The organism is Methanobrevibacter sp., from assembly GCF_030539875.1.
Taxonomy (GTDB): Archaea; Methanobacteriota; Methanobacteria; order Methanobacteriales; family Methanobacteriaceae; genus Methanocatella.
In genome coordinates this window covers 1-17,040 of sequence record NZ_JAUNXI010000027.1, presented here as the reverse complement: position 1 = coordinate 17,040, position 17,040 = coordinate 1, and the positions used below count along the sequence as shown (strand labels likewise).

24 protein-coding genes and 1 pseudogene are annotated in these 17,040 nt (G+C 30.8%); 1 reads left to right on the top strand and 24 read right to left on the bottom strand.

All coding sequences use genetic code 11. The features are described from left to right. The 11 genes and pseudogenes from Q4Q16_RS08900 to Q4Q16_RS08850 form a co-directional block, all read right to left on the bottom strand. Positions 1-1,335, bottom strand: a pseudogene (locus Q4Q16_RS08900) (phage tail protein); the annotation flags it as partial. 72 nt (positions 1,336-1,407) lie between these two features. After that, on the bottom strand, positions 1,408-1,572 hold the full coding sequence (locus Q4Q16_RS08895) for a hypothetical protein (protein ID WP_303347376.1): 165 nt from the start codon (positions 1,570-1,572) through the stop codon (positions 1,408-1,410). Next, positions 1,547-1,990, bottom strand: a complete 444-nt coding sequence (locus tag Q4Q16_RS08890) for a hypothetical protein (RefSeq protein WP_303347375.1) — start codon at positions 1,988-1,990, stop codon at positions 1,547-1,549. Before Q4Q16_RS08890 ends, Q4Q16_RS08895 begins: the two co-directional genes overlap by 26 nt. Positions 1,991-1,992: 2 nt before the next feature. Beyond that, positions 1,993-3,327: a PEGA domain-containing protein gene (locus Q4Q16_RS08885; RefSeq protein WP_303347374.1), complete on the bottom strand. Its 1,335-nt coding sequence runs from the start codon at positions 3,325-3,327 to the stop codon at positions 1,993-1,995. Positions 3,328-3,356: 29 nt separating this feature from the next. Then, complete coding sequence (locus Q4Q16_RS08880) at positions 3,357-3,833, bottom strand: hypothetical protein (RefSeq protein ID WP_303347373.1); 477 nt, start codon at positions 3,831-3,833, stop codon at positions 3,357-3,359. Between the two features lie 64 nt (positions 3,834-3,897). After that, positions 3,898-4,326: a hypothetical protein gene (locus Q4Q16_RS08875; RefSeq protein WP_303347372.1), complete on the bottom strand. Its 429-nt coding sequence runs from the start codon at positions 4,324-4,326 to the stop codon at positions 3,898-3,900. Positions 4,327-4,340: 14 nt separating this feature from the next. Further along, on the bottom strand, positions 4,341-4,703 hold the full coding sequence (locus tag Q4Q16_RS08870; protein WP_303347371.1) for a hypothetical protein: 363 nt from the start codon (positions 4,701-4,703) through the stop codon (positions 4,341-4,343). A 23-nt stretch (positions 4,704-4,726) separates the two neighbouring features. Further along, positions 4,727-5,014 carry a carboxypeptidase-like regulatory domain-containing protein gene (locus Q4Q16_RS08865; RefSeq protein ID WP_303347370.1) on the bottom strand — a complete coding sequence of 96 codons (288 nt, stop codon included), beginning with the start codon at positions 5,012-5,014 and terminating at the stop codon, positions 4,727-4,729. Continuing rightward, positions 4,996-6,003: a phage major capsid protein gene (locus Q4Q16_RS08860; RefSeq protein WP_303347369.1), complete on the bottom strand. Its 1,008-nt coding sequence runs from the start codon at positions 6,001-6,003 to the stop codon at positions 4,996-4,998. Before Q4Q16_RS08860 ends, Q4Q16_RS08865 begins: the two co-directional genes overlap by 19 nt. Positions 6,004-6,066: 63 nt before the next feature. After that, positions 6,067-6,708, bottom strand: a complete 642-nt coding sequence (locus Q4Q16_RS08855) for a hypothetical protein (protein ID WP_303347368.1) — start codon at positions 6,706-6,708, stop codon at positions 6,067-6,069. Continuing rightward, entirely contained in the window at positions 6,709-7,053 is a 345-nt protein-coding gene (locus Q4Q16_RS08850; RefSeq protein WP_303347367.1) for an XkdF-like putative serine protease domain-containing protein, read from the bottom strand. 85 nt (positions 7,054-7,138) lie between these two features. Here Q4Q16_RS08850 and Q4Q16_RS08845 point away from each other — a divergent pair, with 85 nt between their 5' ends. Further along, a complete protein-coding gene (locus tag Q4Q16_RS08845) occupies positions 7,139-7,981 on the top strand; it encodes a hypothetical protein (protein ID WP_303347366.1) in 843 nt (280 codons plus the stop codon). Here Q4Q16_RS08845 and Q4Q16_RS08840 read toward each other — a convergent pair. The 13 genes from Q4Q16_RS08840 to Q4Q16_RS08780 all read right to left on the bottom strand — a co-directional run bounded on the left by Q4Q16_RS08840 (position 7,971) and on the right by Q4Q16_RS08780 (position 16,884). Then, complete coding sequence (locus tag Q4Q16_RS08840; protein ID WP_303347365.1) at positions 7,971-8,675, bottom strand: hypothetical protein; 705 nt, start codon at positions 8,673-8,675, stop codon at positions 7,971-7,973. The genes Q4Q16_RS08845 and Q4Q16_RS08840 overlap by 11 nt on opposite strands. Positions 8,676-8,762: 87 nt before the next feature. Then, a complete protein-coding gene (locus Q4Q16_RS08835; RefSeq protein WP_303347364.1) occupies positions 8,763-9,047 on the bottom strand; it encodes a hypothetical protein in 285 nt (94 codons plus the stop codon). A gap of 54 nt (positions 9,048-9,101) precedes the next feature. Next, positions 9,102-10,736 (bottom strand): hypothetical protein, encoded by a 1,635-nt coding sequence (locus tag Q4Q16_RS08830; protein WP_303347363.1) that lies wholly within the window; start codon positions 10,734-10,736, stop codon positions 9,102-9,104. Between the two features lie 32 nt (positions 10,737-10,768). Then, a complete protein-coding gene (locus Q4Q16_RS08825) occupies positions 10,769-12,166 on the bottom strand; it encodes a phage capsid protein (protein WP_303347362.1) in 1,398 nt (465 codons plus the stop codon). A 7-nt stretch (positions 12,167-12,173) separates the two neighbouring features. Then, positions 12,174-13,457, bottom strand: a complete 1,284-nt coding sequence (locus Q4Q16_RS08820) for a PBSX family phage terminase large subunit (protein ID WP_303347361.1) — start codon at positions 13,455-13,457, stop codon at positions 12,174-12,176. After that, complete coding sequence (locus Q4Q16_RS08815) at positions 13,444-13,980, bottom strand: hypothetical protein (RefSeq protein ID WP_303347360.1); 537 nt, start codon at positions 13,978-13,980, stop codon at positions 13,444-13,446. The genes Q4Q16_RS08820 and Q4Q16_RS08815 overlap by 14 nt, the downstream gene beginning before the upstream one ends. A 1-nt stretch (position 13,981) precedes the next feature. Beyond that, positions 13,982-14,260 carry a hypothetical protein gene (locus Q4Q16_RS08810; RefSeq protein ID WP_303347359.1) on the bottom strand — a complete coding sequence of 93 codons (279 nt, stop codon included), beginning with the start codon at positions 14,258-14,260 and terminating at the stop codon, positions 13,982-13,984. 32 nt (positions 14,261-14,292) lie between these two features. Next, entirely contained in the window at positions 14,293-14,475 is a 183-nt protein-coding gene (locus tag Q4Q16_RS08805) for a hypothetical protein (protein ID WP_303347358.1), read from the bottom strand. A gap of 808 nt (positions 14,476-15,283) precedes the next feature. Next, positions 15,284-15,658, bottom strand: coding sequence for a hypothetical protein (locus Q4Q16_RS08800; RefSeq protein ID WP_303347357.1), 375 nt, complete (start codon positions 15,656-15,658; stop codon positions 15,284-15,286). A 27-nt stretch (positions 15,659-15,685) separates the two neighbouring features. Continuing rightward, positions 15,686-15,991 (bottom strand): hypothetical protein, encoded by a 306-nt coding sequence (locus tag Q4Q16_RS08795; protein WP_303347356.1) that lies wholly within the window; start codon positions 15,989-15,991, stop codon positions 15,686-15,688. A 33-nt stretch (positions 15,992-16,024) separates the two neighbouring features. Beyond that, positions 16,025-16,318: a hypothetical protein gene (locus tag Q4Q16_RS08790; protein ID WP_303347355.1), complete on the bottom strand. Its 294-nt coding sequence runs from the start codon at positions 16,316-16,318 to the stop codon at positions 16,025-16,027. Continuing rightward, positions 16,319-16,483, bottom strand: a complete 165-nt coding sequence (locus Q4Q16_RS08785; protein WP_303347354.1) for a hypothetical protein — start codon at positions 16,481-16,483, stop codon at positions 16,319-16,321. Between the two features lie 167 nt (positions 16,484-16,650). Further along, a complete protein-coding gene (locus Q4Q16_RS08780; RefSeq protein WP_303347353.1) occupies positions 16,651-16,884 on the bottom strand; it encodes a hypothetical protein in 234 nt (77 codons plus the stop codon). Positions 16,885-17,040 lie beyond the last annotated feature (156 nt).

The following is a 17,040-nucleotide window of genomic DNA, read 5'->3' as shown; positions in this document are numbered from 1 at the left end:
TATTGGGACTAATACTGCAGTTAATAATTTTCCACCACTAACTGTGATTGCTTGATAAGCATCATCTAAAGTATTAATTTGAGAAGCAGTTTCTGTGAATCCCATTTCATCTAATGTTTTATTCATTGCTTGGAGCAATAAGGTTTTATTATTAATATCTCCGTCCCAGCCATTGTTTTTTAAAATGTCTTGAGAGATACCTAATTCTTGTAACCTACGGAATTGCCCATCCATCGCATCAGAAACAGCTAATATTGCATCTTCTTGAGTACGTCCTTCTTTTACAAATGCACTTGACATTACAGCAGTTGTTTTAGTTAACTCTCTCATTGATTCTGCAGGTAATTTTAATTTTACACCCATTTCTAATGCACTAGCACCTACTGCTTTCATATCCACTTTTCTAAATTTACTTTGCATATTGTCAACTGCATTAGAAAAATCTTTTAAACCTGAAGAGGACATTCCTTCAAGTCTTTTTCCAAATGCTTCGAAGTTTGCTTCTGCATTTATAGATTGTCTTGCAGATTGCGCCATACTGTTGACAAGGTCATATCCTATCATACCTACAGTCATTGATGCCGCACTTCGAAGGAATCCCAATCCTCCACCAGCACCTCTTGCAGATGCACTGAATTGATTTAGTTTTGCTTTTGCTTGAGTAATGCTGTTACCTAATCCTGCCAGTTTGCCTTTTGCACTTGCAGTTGCACTAGTAAATGCTTGAGTGATACTATTTTTTGCAGTGGAACTGAAGTTAACTATCTTAGTCTTTAAATTATCAAATCGTGAACCAGTTCCCATTACTGTTCCTTTGACTTCTATAAATGAAGAATCCATTTTAGAACCAACAATACCTGCTTCTGTGCCTAATTGTTGTAAAGGTATTAATGCTCTTTGTTCACTATTACTTACTTCAGAAAATGTTTTTGTACTTGATGAACCAAATGAAGATACCGAATTTTTTAAACTATCAAATTTGCTTCTAACTCCATCAGAAACTCCTTTGATTCTGTCCATTGCTTTAGAAGCAATATTCGTAACATTTGTAATTTTACCAATACTATTAACAGCATTTCCTACTTTTTGTTTGATTTTATCAAATGCTGATGATCCACTTTTTCGCAGACTGTCAAATTGGGTTCTTGCAGATTTCACGAATTTTTCCATTCGTGACATGGTTTGTTGTGCTGTATGTGATGCTTGATTAATTCCTTCCATACCTTGTTTGCCTGATACTCCCATGTCATGTATTGCTTTTTCCGCTTGTTTTGCAGCTTTACTTATTGTTTCTTCTGCTTCTATTATTACACGAATTACTTGTTTAGATACCATCCAATTATTCACCTCCATTTAAAAATTTTTGATTAAAAAAAAAGGAGATGAATAAAAATAAAAGTTTTAATTTTAATCTTTTACTTCATTCATCTCCTTGTATAAATTCATTCTGCCTTTACTAATTAATAATGCTTGGGTTGGAGTTAAATCATTTTGTTTTTCTGCTAAGTGATAACCACAATAATCAAGCCATATGATTCTTGTACCTTCAGCTGTTTTCAGGAAAGTCTTCAATCTCAGCTTCTAAGTCTTCCTCATTAGCTCCTGAAATTTCTTCGATTTTTTCATAAATTTCAGTAACCTCATTCTTATGGAGTTTCTTAATATGTTCTAAAGTCCATTTTTCAGGGTTACCTTGGTTATCTGTACTTAATCTGATTGCTTCATACATTGCTTTTTTAGTAGCTTTACTTGAAGCATTGATGTTGAATTTTGCTTTGGATTCCATTTCACCTTTAACTCTTCTTTTCTTTTTGGTGATTGTTTTTTCGTTAATGGTGTAATCTCCTAAATCTTTTTGTTTGATTTCATCGATTTTATCCCATTCTCCACTTGTCAAAGGTCTTAAGCAAATTTCACCATCGAGAGATTTAATATGATACTCATGATAATCATCTCTTCCGTTTAATATTTCAGATATTGATAATACCAAAGTTATTCACCTTCCTTATTTAATTTTATTTCAAAAGTAATATTTTCATTAGAAACATTTATTGTTTCAGAGTAATTTTCATACCCAGATGCAGTTACAATTATAGTTTGAGCACCTATTGGAACATTATTTAATGTGCATCCTCCAGCACTTCCGGTTGTTGAAGATATTTCATTAATACTTACACTTGCGCCGTTTACTGGATTTTCACCATCATTTACTGATACACTAATATTTACTGTTTCAGGAGTTTCCTCTCCTATGGGAGTGGAATCAACACCTATTTCTGTTTGATTATTTTTGAGTAATACATACATATCAGTTTGAACTTTAGTAGTTTCATCAGCAAGAGTGATTTCATTTGAACCTAATGTTTCCATACTAATAGTAGCATCAATACTGTCTGCACCACTCATATCGTATTCAACAGCAAGAGTGCACATTGGGAATACTATTCTCATTAATAAATCAGGATACTCGCACATTCTCACATTTATTGCAAATGGAATTTCAAGAATAGTGCATCTTGAAGGTTCATATGCTCCACTGTCACCTACAGTTAATTCACCAATTTTACCATATTCTGCTGCAATAATTGATTCGATTGTATCTTCTGTTAAACTAATAGTTACACTTGGTGTGTTTTCTCTTTTTTGTGCTAAAGCACAAGCTTGCGGTGCTCTTGAACCAAAACCAACAGTCTTATCTACTGCAAGGTTGTTTTTACCTTCAAAAGATAAATTAGTTCCTATACCAGTCATTGGTTTATTATTTAATTCTAAGCTTATGTCATAGAACATTAAGAATAAATCATTGATAAGTTCTTCTGGTTTATTGAATGTTTCACCATTTTTACCAATAATTCCTGCATGTTCTGTTTTATAAATCCAGTTTGTTTCCACGCTCATGGATTCATCTGATACTTCGAATTTTAAGCCCTCACATAATAAGCCAAAAATATATTTTTTTAATTGGTCTGCTACGTATACGGCTTTGAATGATTGGAGTTTTTTATTTTCTCCACCCCAGAATTCATGAGTATGTACGTCTCCAGAACCTGCAGTGTATTTGTAATTGTCAAGATATGCTCTGAAATATACTGCAAATCTTTGTAAATCTGCATCTGCTTTTGTGGTTCCGGTTGGTTTGATGATTCCTGCACGTGAACGTTTGTTCATTCTACTTGAACCTGATTTTGTAACTGGTTTATCATTTAATTTAAAGTCTGCAGTATCTGCTTCACTCCACCAGTCCAATTGGGATTCATTGAATTCGGAAGTACTTAATACTTCTCCGTATGTGCTTTCTTGACATAATCCAAATCCTCTATCTACCATTGTTTAATCACCATTATTTTTTTTTTTCATTATATTTGGTTTTCAAATTCACAACATATTTTCCAATCAACGTAATAAATGAAATTAATTCTTAGCTTTGTAATGGGTACTTTTTCTCCAAGTTCATCATCTTGTATGAATCCTACTGGAGCTAATGATTCAAATACTGGTCTTAAACCTTGAATCATCGTATTATCTTCTTTGAGCACTCTTATATGATTTTTAGCAATGCATGCTGCTATTCTACTTGCTAAGTTTTTTCCTTTTATTTCTGATTGTTCTATGTCATCTTCGTCATATACTATACAATAAAATTCGAAAGGAGTTTGTAGTTCTAATTTGCTTGAAAGTGTTCCTTTTCCACTTGCTATTGTTGTTTCTTGTTCAAATAACCATATGCATGGTTCTTCGATTTCTTCATCAGAACGATAACTAGGAATGAACATTTCAACATCAGATAAAATTCCGTCTTCAGTAAGTTCTTTGGTGATGCATTGTTTCACCATTCTTGTTACTGCTTCTGGACCTTTAATAATATTCAACATTTTATAAACACACCATTATTTTTTTTTATTCCAATGTTCCTTTCTTAGCAATTACAACTGCACTTTCAGCAGAAGATAATATTTCCGGTATACTCCTTTCAACGAATTTTTGAGGTTTTTGACCTTTAACATATTTAAGAAACCATTCCCTACCCCTCCAAGTAAAATGTAATACTTTTGCTTTTTTAGGTCTTATCACAGCACGTCTTACACCATAAACTCCAGTACCATCATTAACCAATGGTAACCAAAAAGCATCATTGGTTACTTCATGCTTGTCATCAGATTTAGTAATTTTATAATTATTCGCTCCACGACTTGTTTTTCTTGGAGTGTTTTTTTCAAGAATATTCTTAGTATTTTCACTGAGTTGATCCAATAATTTCTTTTTAAATTCAACTGCGTTTTCTGCAAGGTGAATATCACTTTCAACTTTGATGTGAATTGTAACCATTTTATATCCACCTTTTATATTTTGAATACTTTTACTCGTGATGATTTCTTAAAAGGTTTAAGGTCTTGTTTTAAGTCATTTGTGAAAACTTCACTTGAGTAAATTTTAGTAGTGTAATCATTGACTTTCTTGATTGGTGATTCACCACGTGAAAGATGAAATGCAATCATGTTAGATACTAATCTAATGCAAACATTTTTCACAGCCGAAGGTGTATCTTCTTCCCATTTTCTGTTGCAGTAAGAATTGATTAATCCTTCACTTTGTGAAATCCATTCATTTATAAGTTTGTTAAATTCAGTTTCATTGTCTTTATATCCTAGATTTTTAGGTTTGATTCCACTCATGTTTTTAACATCCTCAACTGTACAATACAAGACCTCTTACCTCCTTTTTATAATTATTCTGCTGTTAAAGTAATAGTAAGCGTAGTGTTTTCTTCACTTACTGTAATGTTTCCAGTGTAAACAGTATATCCTGTCTTGGAAGCCATTACAGTGTAACTTCCTTCTGGAACATTACTTATTGTGCATCCTCCAGCACTTCCAGTTTTACCAGTATATTGATTTTCATCTGCATCTTCCAATACAACATCAACACTTTCAATTCCTTCAACACCATCTGTTACAGATACTGAAATATTCCTGGTAACTGTTGGTGTTGAAGGAATTATGCTTCCTTTAACCATGCAAGACTAGTAGCATCTTTAAATGCAAAGTTGATATCTGCATACATTGTTGAAGCAATATCGTAAGTGTTACTTCTTAACATGAATTGGGATTCGACCATGATGTTATCAGGGTCTGCTAACCATTGAATGTTTTCTTTGTGAGTTAAGAAGATTGGTTTTTTAGTGAATCCATTACGTAAAGTACTGAATTGCGGTATCGCAATAATTGGAATATCTTCAACTATTAATGTACCATCTGTAGTAATGGAAGCTACATCACCATATTTGTCCTTGTTATCAGCGACAAATCTGTGTAATGTTCTTCTGTATACTGGAGGTACGAAACAAGCCATTCCTCCATCAATTTGATATTTATCAGGGAATAAATCAATCATTCTACGGAGTTCATTTAATGGGTTGGAATCGGTTGCTGTTAAATCGATTTCTTCAACAGCAATGTCACTATTATCCCTTACCTTTTTAACAATACCATCAATGACTTTATAACCAGATGATGCAGAAGAGTCAGTGGAATTTTTATCTCCATATAAAAGAATTCTTTCTAATGCAAGACCGTTTGCTTCTGCAAAGGTGTTGGTTAAAGTGTTCATGAAGTTTTTACCTTCAATGGAATCGTATAATACTGTACGATGTAATCCAGTTAATGCTCTTAGTTCTTCTGCATCGAAACTTGCATCTGTGAAAGTTGGGTGTTGAGCATCAGATAATGTTTGTGGTGTTCCATTGATTCTTCCAGCTTCGAGTTCAATGTCAAAACTCATCATGTCCAATTGTCTTTTGTGATTGTGGCTGGGGATGAGTTTGGTTTTATCGAGGAAGGTTGCTTTGTTACTTAATGCTTGGATGTATTTGTCAGATTTTTCTGCTTGTAATACTCCATTGTTTAATTTTCCACTTCCTTTACCAATATCTACGAATTTAGTAACGAATCCTTTTCCATTTATGATACGGTCACGGATAGTGTTTTCAACTAGTGCTATTGACATTTTATTATACCTCTATAAAAAAATTGTAAAAATTTTGATGATCATATAAAATTATTATTTTTTTTACCAGGTCATACCATTACTATTCCTACCTGTTCTTTTCATGAAAGAATCATTAGTGGTGGAAACTGTACTTTTATCTGGGTCTAATTCTTGTGATTTAGCAATAACAGTTCTAGTATCTAAAACCGCATTATTATCTTCTGGTGGTTCTGGATCATTTCCCTGATTATTACTATCATCATTTTTACCTACTGCACCGGGTGCAGGATTACCCTCATCATCATCTTTAGGTGGTTCTGGGTCTTTATCAGTTTCAAGTTTAGATACTCTACCATCAATGGCATCGATTTTTTTATTCATTGCTTCTAATTTTTCCATGATTTTTTCAGCAGCACTTTTATCGCCATTATTAGGTTTAGGTGGTTGTGCTGGTGGTTCAGTAGGTGGTTCTGTTGATTTAGTGATGGATTTTCCTAAAAGTTTTTCAAGAAAACTTTCACTAACAGAAACCCTACCTTCTTCATTTGCTTTTCCTGTTGGTTCAGCCATGATTTCACTTCCAGTTATATCTATTGATTTTTTAACATATTCATCATCATCTTCATACACTTCGAAATGGCAAAGTGGATGTGAAGGTTCATCTACAATACTAATACTGGATGGAGTCCATTCATTAATGTCTTTAAACTTTAATCTAGCCATTTAATGTATCCCCCTGTCCATTTGTTGAACAGTTTTTATTGGTGCAGATAATATACTGAAACCAGTGTATTTACCGTCACGTATTGCTTGTTGTATATCTTCTTTTAACACATCAACACTAGCGAATAATGTTCCTTTAGGTAATGTGTTACCCATCCATTCTGTTGGTGAATCGGTAATGTATAACTCCAATAGTTTTCCTACGTTCATTAGGCTGTGTTGTACATCCATTAGTACGCCATTACGTGCGATGATGAGTAGTGCTTTTCTAATTGTTTCTTCATCAAGTACGTCCCCAGCTTTATCAGGTATGTCTGGTACTAGTACTGGACCTTTAACAATCATATTTTATTTTACCCCCATTTTTGAGGTTTAATTTTTTATTTAAAAGATAGAAATTGGAGAGGAAAAAAAATTAATGGTAAGAAACATGAAAGTGATACGTGAAAATAAAACAGTTAATATTAATTTTTTCCTCTTCAAAATACACTGTAACGAATTAAACAAAATATTATATAAATCAACTAACCAAATACAATATTGTAAGGAAGTGAAAAAAGTGACAGTTTCATTAGTATGGTATACACTAGAAGGCATTGGCAAAGAAAAATTTAAAGAAATTTATTCTGAATACAAACAAGAAGTTGGAAAAATCGGTGAAATTTCACTTGATGTAACCATTGACAATCTATCCGAACAGGAAGAAGACACCATTTATTTTGAATTTCAACATGATTTCAAACATAGTACTAAAATTAGAGGCAATCTCATTGAATATCCTTACTCACATGAAGCTAAATTTTGGACAATATTCACTCAAAATAAAAATTATTTGTTAATTAGTGGTAAAGAAGAATCCATAAAGTTTTTAGTTGGAAAATTAGTAAAAATATGTTCTGATGAACATATAAACCAAGGAGAAATGAGACAAATACTAATCAAACCTATGGAATTAACCCCAGAACATATGGCAAAAATAATAAATAAAGATGCAATTTCTGTTAATACACGTTGGTTCAATGATCTAGGTGAAAGAGAAACGACTGCAGGACTTTATGGAAATTTAGAAGATGAACATGGAAACCGCAGCCCATACTATGATAAATTTTTAAAAGAAGCAAAAAATTCACCTTATATCAACTTCTTATCTGAAACATTAGGATACAATATTGGGATTAGTACACAAAAATTTTCTTCAAACAAAAAAGAAGCAACCTACGAAAGTTTTGTAGACTATTTTAAAGATATTATTCTCGCTGAAATTAATCTCTAAAAGCCAATTCTAAGTTATTTTTTATATAATCAATAGAATTAATATCATTTTCTACGGAAAAATTCATTTCAATTTTTCCATTTTCTTTAAAGTTTACTTTTAAGTTATCTGAATAAAAGGAGTCTCCAATAATGTTTCTAAAATTGTTAAAATATTGAAATTTATCGGATGAAAAATTTATCTCAATATTATTTGAAGCAGAGTTTATAGTAGTTATTTTATCTAGTTTGCTTAATATATCAAACTGAGCATTAATATATTTTTCAAAATTCTTAAACTTAAAAGTGAAATAATGACTATAATATAAATCAAGTTTTCTTTTTTTCTCATTAACTGTAATTGTAATATCAAAAGGAATATCTCGTTTATTAAAAGATAATCTTAAAGAATATGGTTTTATCTCTTTAATAAAGTTATGTTCCTCTGAAAAAATTTCAATAAACTCATTAAAAACATAGTCAAGTTCTTCTTGAGAAGTATAATGTTTAAATACAGATGATTGAATATTTGTCTCCCTATTCAAAAATGATCTAATTGGTTTGTTGATATAATTTTTAAATAAATTAATTTTATAGGGTAAAATCCATTCCATAAACTGGATAACCATAAATAACAACCCCATAATTGAAAGTAGATTATATATTAAACTTAAAGTATTCCATATATTATTCAAAAATACTGATATATCGAACATGTTTCTCAACTCATCAATGTTTCAAACATTATTATATTAAATAGTATTATGTTAAGATTAAGTAAGAGAGCATTTGAAAAGTAAAAATTATAATATTAACTTAGAATGCTCTGGGTGTTTTTCAATATATAATTTTAATAATCTAAATGATTCATCAAGAAAATTTTCATTAGGTTTACTGAAAAATCCCTCATTGTATTTAACATATACTGAATTTTTACCACCATTTTTAATTTTTTCAATCATTATATTTTCAATGTCTGGAACTATCAACTCTAAAATACCTAATGGTAATGGCACATCATTAACATTCATCATTTCACGATAATGTTTTTTTAAATAATCTTCATTAATTCTTATAGGGTTTCCCATAATAATTCCACACAATTGTTATAATATAAAATTTGTTTTATAGACTATATAAAATTATATAATAACTTTAAGTTTTACTTTATGAGAAACATAATCAATATCTATTATTTTTAACTTTGTATGCCTGTCCAAAATAAATTCCATTTCAGGAGCATATTTTTTCCCTGCTTTTGGTGAAATATACACACCACGTGTTCCTTTTGGTGCTAAAATTGTAAATTCCCATTTTTGTTTTTTATATTTCTTCTGGAAATATCTTAATCCTTCTTTAGATATGGATACTGAATTATAAGAATCCCATTCAATTATGTTACCAATTTGAGGATCATTTCCTAAAAATAAATCTTCTTGTTGTCTGTAGAATACCATGTCTTTTTTAGTATAACTATTTCTCATCAATTTTTCCATTTGTTGGAGACTTATTTTAGCTTCTCTCATAAGCATGGGAATATAATAATTTAAAACATTTTTATCTTTTAAAAGTAATTTTTCTAATTTTTTATAATCAAATCCACAATTTGCAAATATTCTAAGTTTTTTATCGAGAGGAGTATTTGCCCATCTATCAATGATATTATCAAATTTTGAAGTTTTAGTAACATCTTTAGAGAAATAATCTGAGATTTGTTCCTTATTTGGCAACATCCCCTTTTTAGTAATTCCTTTAAAACGTTTATATCTCTTTACATTATTTTTTCTTTTTGGTTTAGACTTTTGATTTTTTGGTTTTATTTTGTCATAGATCTTCTTACTAACATTTTTAATTTTTGAAGATAAATTTTTAGTATTATGTGATATAGTTGTCTTGATTGTTTCTATTGGTTTTACTTTTACTCCTTCACCAAATGGATTTTTGCGTTGATTATTTGATGAGTTTAAGTATGAGGTTTGAGGTATATTGAAGACTGTTTGTTTTTGACCTAACCTTTCAGGTCTGCGATTTGTGTATCTTAACCAACATCTGCAATTGGCAACATTTTCAGCACCAGCATATAAATCTCCAGGATACATTGCTTGAGCATGATAATGACCGTAAATGTCAAAGTATTCATCAATGGGTACTGGTGCAATAAGTTTAGCACGGTGCCATGCTCTTACTTTACCTTTACCTTGACCATTCATCCACACTTTATATGAGTATCCTTCATTTAAAGCATTAATAAAACTAATATTAGATTCATTAGTATGTACACTATCTTTAATAATATTTTTAATTCTTGCTTTAGCAGTATCTTGATATTTTTCATGCAATGCTTTTCTTGTTTGTGCTTCACTTAAACCATTATGTACTCCACTTCTGAGTTCAGATTCTATTTTTCTCTCTAATTTAATTGCTTCAGTGTTGATACGATTAGTTAATATTTTAGTGTATCTTTCAGAATTTAGTTCTACAGCACGATTAACATATTTATCATTTTGATGATGTATACGCTTACGCTCATTTTCTAAAGTTGAAGTCATTAACTTTTCGATAGTAGAATCAATATTTTTTATAGCATTTGCATTTCCATATACTGCATCATCAATTATGGAATTAATAATCTTATCCTGCAAGGAATGTGCATTATGTATGGCTTTGTTTTGATTTTTATACTTGTAGGTTAAGTGAATGTTGTCTTTGATTACATATAGTTCATGTAATCTTTTGAGTTTACGAGCATATTCTAACCTTTGTTGATATGTATACACACTAATACACACTCCATTAATATTTTATGAATTTATGCTTTTAGATCTTCATCCAAATCAGCAATCAGACTATTTAATTTCCCTTCAGCATCCACCGGATCATCACCATACAGCACACTATCCAATGACTGATTATTCATAAACCTTGCATTATAATACTCATCACTTTCATCCATATGCAACTCAAATGATTCACCAAACCTGTTAATAAACTCACCTAATCTCATTGCACCATTCTGCAATAGTTTAATGCCCCTATCCAATACTTTATCCTCCTCATCAAAGTTACACGGAAGATATTCTATTTTATGATCATTAGTACTGAATTCATATTTGATGATGGTTTTGTTAATATAGTTAGCCATTCTTTTTTGAGCATTACCCACAGTACTTTTAGAATAATTTTTAAGCAACATTTCAGTACGGTTACTTGCAATACCGGATGATTTACTTTCACCTAATCTTTCACGTGGAACCCTATGAATCCTGTAAATTCTATCTGCCACACTTTCCGCTAATGCAAGGAAACTTCCTTCTTTTTTCTCCTCACCTATTTTATGCACATTAACATTGATTGGTGCATCACCATCACTAGGAACACACATCACCAATGCAGTTCCAGGTTCATTTGTAACAGTACTGAATTCAGTTTCAAGATCTCTTTCAAAATCATCCATACTGTAATCGTCTTTTTCCTCAATACTTCCCGTAACAGTAATCACATAGTTGGGAATTCCTTTAGCTTTAAAATGTCCTTGTTGATATTCAATTATTGCATTGTCTGTTAAAATAGCATCTAATTCACTTAAGTACTTGGGTTTACCATAAACCTTTGACTCATTACTTTTACCATTAAACCATAGTAATTCATTTGCAATTGCATCCCTGTTAATCTCCTCTTCAAAGACTCCGGTGGATTTATTCAACCTTTGAGCATTCATTGGATCATATAGTTTGAAGTATGATTTTTGATTACCGATTTTTTGAACAACACGTTTTTTATCACGGCACATACGAAGATACAGTGAAGGAATATGATTCACACTTTTAAATACAGATCCTTCACGCAATATCTCCAATCCTGCAAAACCATAAGTTTCCAAGTCATTTAAGAATGACTCACATTCCTCATCAAATTGAAAATCATTCAAGAATTCTTCAAGTTCAACAGGTATTTCCATTCCTTCTTTACTGATAATCTTTTTACCACTGTAGATTGCATCTTCACATTTTACGGTAATACAAATATCATGTAATCCTGATATGTCTCTTAATTTTTCTAATTGGAATGGGTTGAATGGTGGTTCTATGGCTTCATCACCATAGTTCATGTCCTCTTCACTTAACTCTTGACTTTTCACATCATATTCATTGAGTACGCTTTTGATTACAGCATCTTTAAGAAATGTGCTTGTTACAATTTTAACCATAATTTAATCATCTCTTTTTACGTTTTCTTAATTGGAATCCTTTTTTACGAGGTCCTAATATTCCTCCACGCCACATGTCGGGACAATGATCGTCAACTTTTAATGGTTTATCCTCACCACGTTGTTGAGCTTTAGTATCCCAACAATAAGATTGGGCTTGAGTAATACTATGTTTGCATTTTGAATTTATGAAAAAATGATTTGTAGCAAATAAATTTTGAATAGTGGTGATGTCTTCAAAGGTATCTGGAGCATAAGTTTTCACTTTCATTTTTATTCTTTTGTCTTTTTTAGCAGCTGCTTTTAAACTGGCAGCATCATGAGGTAGGAAAATAGTATTGTTTTTATTAAGATGGTGTTTGTCTTGGAGTTTAACTAAATCATCTACTCTATCATTATCTGATTGAGTTACACCTTTAGTTTCAGCATCGTAATATGTTTCATCCATCAAGTAATAGGTATTCCCATTGATTATGTCTTTTTTATAACCTATTACTCCAAATGTTGTGACTGTACTGACTCCATAATCACATGTAATATTCATATCATCCACTTTAACAGGAGAATTATACACATGCACTTCCTCATCGAACATGTCATAGATTGCTCCTTCAGCAATTACCCATTGACCTAAAATATTCCTTTTATAAAACAAAGGATTTTTCTTGTTAACTCTGATTAGTTCATCAACATATTGTTTTGGAAGGTTCGGGTTATCTTCCAATAAGAATTTCCATACTTTAACAGTACCTGCTTGGAGTAATTCTTTATTGTTAATGTAATCAGTGTAGAGAAAATGGTAAGGACTTAACGGGTTCATGTTAAGGAACATTTTTGCTCCAGGTAAACTACATCTACTTATTGCCATTTCAATTGTAGATTTTGGGTTACGTGTAACCTCATCACCGTACCATCCTCCAACTGTCATTCCGGCAACAACATCAGTAGCTCCTTCATCATTAAAACCCATAAGATAAATTGTTTTATCTTCAACTTCCAGGATATTTTCATACCTATCATGATGATACCAAATATCCTCAGTATTTAGCATTTTAAAAAAATTAGTCAATACATTCCTTTTTAATGTAGTGATTGTTTTACCGCTCATTAAAAATTCATCATGAGGACTTTCACATAAAAATTTTAACCATCTGGCACTACAAGTTACTGTTTTACTAGATCTAACCGCACCTTCAGCAATGTTAATCCAAGCATCACTATTATTGAAAAAATCTTTACTTTTGGGACTTGTTTCTCCCCAGTTCCAATATTGTTTATTACTTGAAAGCATCAGCCAACCTTTTTAATCCGTTATGTTCAACTACTGATTTATTATTGTCAGTAGACATTCCCATGATTAAACGTAATTCTTTCATGAGAATAGCTTTATTCTCACTATTACGTTTTAACGCTAAAATTTTCTTATCCTCTTCAACATCAGATTTTTTTATAGATTCTCTTTCATCATCAAGATCATCAATTTGTTCAATAAGAGTTCGGACCTGGTTGCCAAAAGCATCATCAACAAGAACTTTATTATCTTTTCTTAATTTTTCAATATATTGTAAATCAAAGAAATCACACCTTTGTTTCCAGTTCCATCTTTTAGACCAATATTCTATATTAGATTTTGATGTGGGTTTTATAGCAGTGTCTGGTAGTTCTTGGTAGCGTTTTTTTAACCATTTTTCGAATTTAGAATAGGACATTCTAGGTTTTGGTAGATATAGGTATTGTGTGAATACTTCAAATGCTCTTACTGATTCGGTGTTGTCTTTTTCATCAGTTTGTCGTTCTTCCCAGTTTGTTGTCATTTTAAATCAACTTTATTAATTCTGTTACGAGAAATACTGACATTCCACTGAATAATGTGATTAAAACACCCACTAACCATTTCAGGATTGTGAATGTATTGTTTAATTCGGCTATTTCAATTGCAAGACGGTCTTGTGTACAGTCTAATTTTTTTAGGGTTTCCTCAAGTTTATCGTTCTGTTTGAAGATTGTTTTGACTTTTTCCTCATTGCTTGTGAGTCTTTTTTCTATGTTGATGAATTGTTCTTCACGTACACACTCATGGTTTTCTAGAGTCATGGATATGCTGTACTCCTAATTTTATTTTTTTTTCATGTTTTTTCGATTTCGTCGTGTTCTGTTTGTTTATTGATTGTGATGTTTGAGTCTTTGCTGAGGTATCCTACTAGTCCTGATACTATTGCTAGTGCTATTTGTTCGTAGTGGTATGTCATTGCACAGATTGCGCCGAGTATTAGTCCTATTATGAGTATTGTTTTGTTATCGAATTCCATTGTTTTATTTTCTCCTTTTCTATTTTTTTTGTTGTTTTGTTCAGTTTTTTTAATATTTTATTAAACACGATTTTCTAAAGTCCCGTGTTTTTATAAAATAAGATTGAATGAAATAATATGTTTTAGTGTTTTTTGTTGAACGGTTCTGAATATTAAGAAAAATGGTAGGCGAATAATAAAATTGAATGAGATGGGATAAAAAAAATCATATTTTCTAACTTTTTACCTACACATCTTAAATAAAAAGAAGAAGAAGTATAAACCTTGATTAAAACATATAAACATCCTATTTTTTCAAACAATGAAAAAATGGTTATTGTATATTTTCCCTTTTTTTTTATAATATATTTTTAAACTAAAATTTTAATATAATCTCAATTGGAGATCTATTTTTTTTTAAGGAGGAAAAAGAATGGCGGAGACTTTTAACAATCATTTTTTTCCCTAAATTTCATAATATACAAAATGTCCAAGGTTAAATAGTATTTTTTTTACATTTATAAACCAGAATATATTCTCTTTTTTTTACAAACGACTAATTTCATAAAGTATTAATCCACATGTTCGACAATAGATTAATTTATGATGAGTATCATAGAGTATCTCCTTGTGTTCATCGCATTCAGGGCATCGCAAACCTGAAACATGTTTATGCTGATACTCATAACCCATCATTAAAATACACAATCCATTTTTTTCACCATATGAAAATAAAATATATAAATGCCTTATAAAAGTATATACTCCCCCCCTTCAATAGTACACTGTAACGAAAAAGAAAAAAATAGTAAAATAAAAAAGATTAAGTTTATTTTAAATAATCTTTTTTATCTGAATAATTATATTCGATTTTATTATCACATATGAAACTAATTGCTTGATTCATATGTCCTTTAGTATATTCATCTAAAAATAACTGAAGATTATCTACAGAAATAGTATTTTCATAATTTGTAGAACCCCAATCCATATCATCAAATAACTTTTGAGCATCCCACCCATGATCATGAAAAGATATTAAACCTAAAGCATCTCTGGCCGTTAATCTTAAAATTTTTCCAGTGCTTGGTTGTTTAAAATAACTTTCTTCATAATCATGATATTTGCTTTTTTGAGGATTAAAATGATACTCCCATTGATTATTTCTAGTAATCTTTTTTTTAATTGAAGTAAATAATCCCATTAGTAATTACTCTCCATTTATCCATTTTTATTTTGCAGGTAATTTTAATCTCCTGCGTTCCCTTAATATAGCTTTATGTTCCTCTTCAAAATTATTTTTTGGTGTTCCGTGTAAATAACCACTACCCAGACCCCAGTAGTCATCTGTTTTACTATGGTTTTTACGGTGTTTACGTACACGTTTTTCAGTATGTTCAAGATCACTATTTCCTCTACATTTTGGGCTACAATATTTTGTAGCATTTTGGAATTTGATAAAAAGTGATCCACAGTATTTACATTTGGTTACCCAGAATATTGTTTGTGGATCATTTTTTATTTTTTTCAGCAACATCACATTTTTTTCATATAAAAGGGGATGTTCAACTTAAGAATATTTATTTAATAAAAATTCTTTTTTATGTTCAAGTATATATTCTATTGCAACATTCTTAAATACTTTTAAAGGGATTTTCACATTCATATCCGGTATATGGAAATATTTCTTATTAGGATTGTAATGTGATTCATCAATTAACAGGTGAATATAATCTTCAACCCTAAAAATATTTAATTTATCGTAATCAGGTATACTTTCATTACATGCAATCATTATTTCACGTGTAAGTTCATGTCTTAATTCATGCTTACCATTGAATTTACAATCAACAAACTTAACCATTTATACCATTTCCTCCTCAAATAATTCACAATCAGTCAAACCACCACAAGGATTAACATCCTTACTTTTCTTTTTGCAACATAACTCCCAACTTTTAAAATTGGGATCTGTCGGTACACTAAATTTATGCCTGCATTGGCTGCAAACATGCGCTTCTTTTATCATACACTATTCACCTTTTCCTTGAATTCTTTCCATTGTTCATGTGTGAAGTAGTAAATTATTGATGGTGTTTCCAACACTATTTTATTTCTGCAACTTTTTCTTTCACCAGAATATTTTCGAACATCAAAAGAATCTATCCATTTACCATTATAAACCATAATTCCCATTTACCCTAATGTAACATCTACATTCTCTTTAATCCATTTAACATACTTATCATTGCCTTTGCCTTTTTCCAAATCCTCGATAATCTCAAGCATAACCAACTTAAACTTGGTTAAATCATAACGAAGATTCATAACTTCCTCATGTGATTTATTCAATAAGTCAAGAACTTCCTCATGCTGTAAAATCTTATCGTCTTCGTAGAATCTTCCTAATTTCAAACTATACCTTTCCATTGTTAACATCCTCACATAAATAATTCTTTTTTCCAGCCTTCTCTTTTAACAAAATCATTCAAAATAGTACACCTAAGATGATTATCCAATTTACAAGGATACTCTTTATTATCAATATCTAAATTTTCACAATTCTTACAATCCTTACTAATCATA

What these genes read in the sequence shown, in the direction of transcription:
- Q4Q16_RS08885 (WP_303347374.1), bottom strand. Translation starts at nt 3,327, where the DNA reads ATGGTAGATAGAGGATTTGGATTATGTCAAGAAAGCACATACGGAGAA.
- Q4Q16_RS08880 (WP_303347373.1), bottom strand. Translation starts at nt 3,833, where the DNA reads ATGGTGAAACAATGCATCACCAAAGAACTTACTGAAGACGGAATTTTA.
- Q4Q16_RS08875 (WP_303347372.1), bottom strand. Translation starts at nt 4,326, where the DNA reads ATGGTTACAATTCACATCAAAGTTGAAAGTGATATTCACCTTGCAGAA.
- Q4Q16_RS08865 (WP_303347370.1), bottom strand. Translation starts at nt 5,014, where the DNA reads ATGGTTAAAGGAAGCATAATTCCTTCAACACCAACAGTTACCAGGAAT.
- Q4Q16_RS08860 (WP_303347369.1), bottom strand. Translation starts at nt 6,003, where the DNA reads ATGTCAATAGCACTAGTTGAAAACACTATCCGTGACCGTATCATAAAT.
- Q4Q16_RS08855 (WP_303347368.1), bottom strand. Translation starts at nt 6,708, where the DNA reads ATGGCTAGATTAAAGTTTAAAGACATTAATGAATGGACTCCATCCAGT.
- Q4Q16_RS08850 (WP_303347367.1), bottom strand. Translation starts at nt 7,053, where the DNA reads ATGATTGTTAAAGGTCCAGTACTAGTACCAGACATACCTGATAAAGCT.
- Q4Q16_RS08845 (WP_303347366.1), top strand. Translation starts at nt 7,139, where the DNA reads ATGAAAGTGATACGTGAAAATAAAACAGTTAATATTAATTTTTTCCTC.
- Q4Q16_RS08840 (WP_303347365.1), bottom strand. Translation starts at nt 8,675, where the DNA reads ATGTTCGATATATCAGTATTTTTGAATAATATATGGAATACTTTAAGT.
- Q4Q16_RS08835 (WP_303347364.1), bottom strand. Translation starts at nt 9,047, where the DNA reads ATGGGAAACCCTATAAGAATTAATGAAGATTATTTAAAAAAACATTAT.
- Q4Q16_RS08825 (WP_303347362.1), bottom strand. Translation starts at nt 12,166, where the DNA reads ATGGTTAAAATTGTAACAAGCACATTTCTTAAAGATGCTGTAATCAAA.
- Q4Q16_RS08820 (WP_303347361.1), bottom strand. Translation starts at nt 13,457, where the DNA reads ATGCTTTCAAGTAATAAACAATATTGGAACTGGGGAGAAACAAGTCCC.
- Q4Q16_RS08815 (WP_303347360.1), bottom strand. Translation starts at nt 13,980, where the DNA reads ATGACAACAAACTGGGAAGAACGACAAACTGATGAAAAAGACAACACC.
- Q4Q16_RS08810 (WP_303347359.1), bottom strand. Translation starts at nt 14,260, where the DNA reads ATGACTCTAGAAAACCATGAGTGTGTACGTGAAGAACAATTCATCAAC.
- Q4Q16_RS08805 (WP_303347358.1), bottom strand. Translation starts at nt 14,475, where the DNA reads ATGGAATTCGATAACAAAACAATACTCATAATAGGACTAATACTCGGC.
- Q4Q16_RS08800 (WP_303347357.1), bottom strand. Translation starts at nt 15,658, where the DNA reads ATGGGATTATTTACTTCAATTAAAAAAAAGATTACTAGAAATAATCAA.
- Q4Q16_RS08795 (WP_303347356.1), bottom strand. Translation starts at nt 15,991, where the DNA reads ATGTTGCTGAAAAAAATAAAAAATGATCCACAAACAATATTCTGGGTA.
- Q4Q16_RS08790 (WP_303347355.1), bottom strand. Translation starts at nt 16,318, where the DNA reads ATGGTTAAGTTTGTTGATTGTAAATTCAATGGTAAGCATGAATTAAGA.
- Q4Q16_RS08785 (WP_303347354.1), bottom strand. Translation starts at nt 16,483, where the DNA reads ATGATAAAAGAAGCGCATGTTTGCAGCCAATGCAGGCATAAATTTAGT.
- Q4Q16_RS08780 (WP_303347353.1), bottom strand. Translation starts at nt 16,884, where the DNA reads ATGGAAAGGTATAGTTTGAAATTAGGAAGATTCTACGAAGACGATAAG.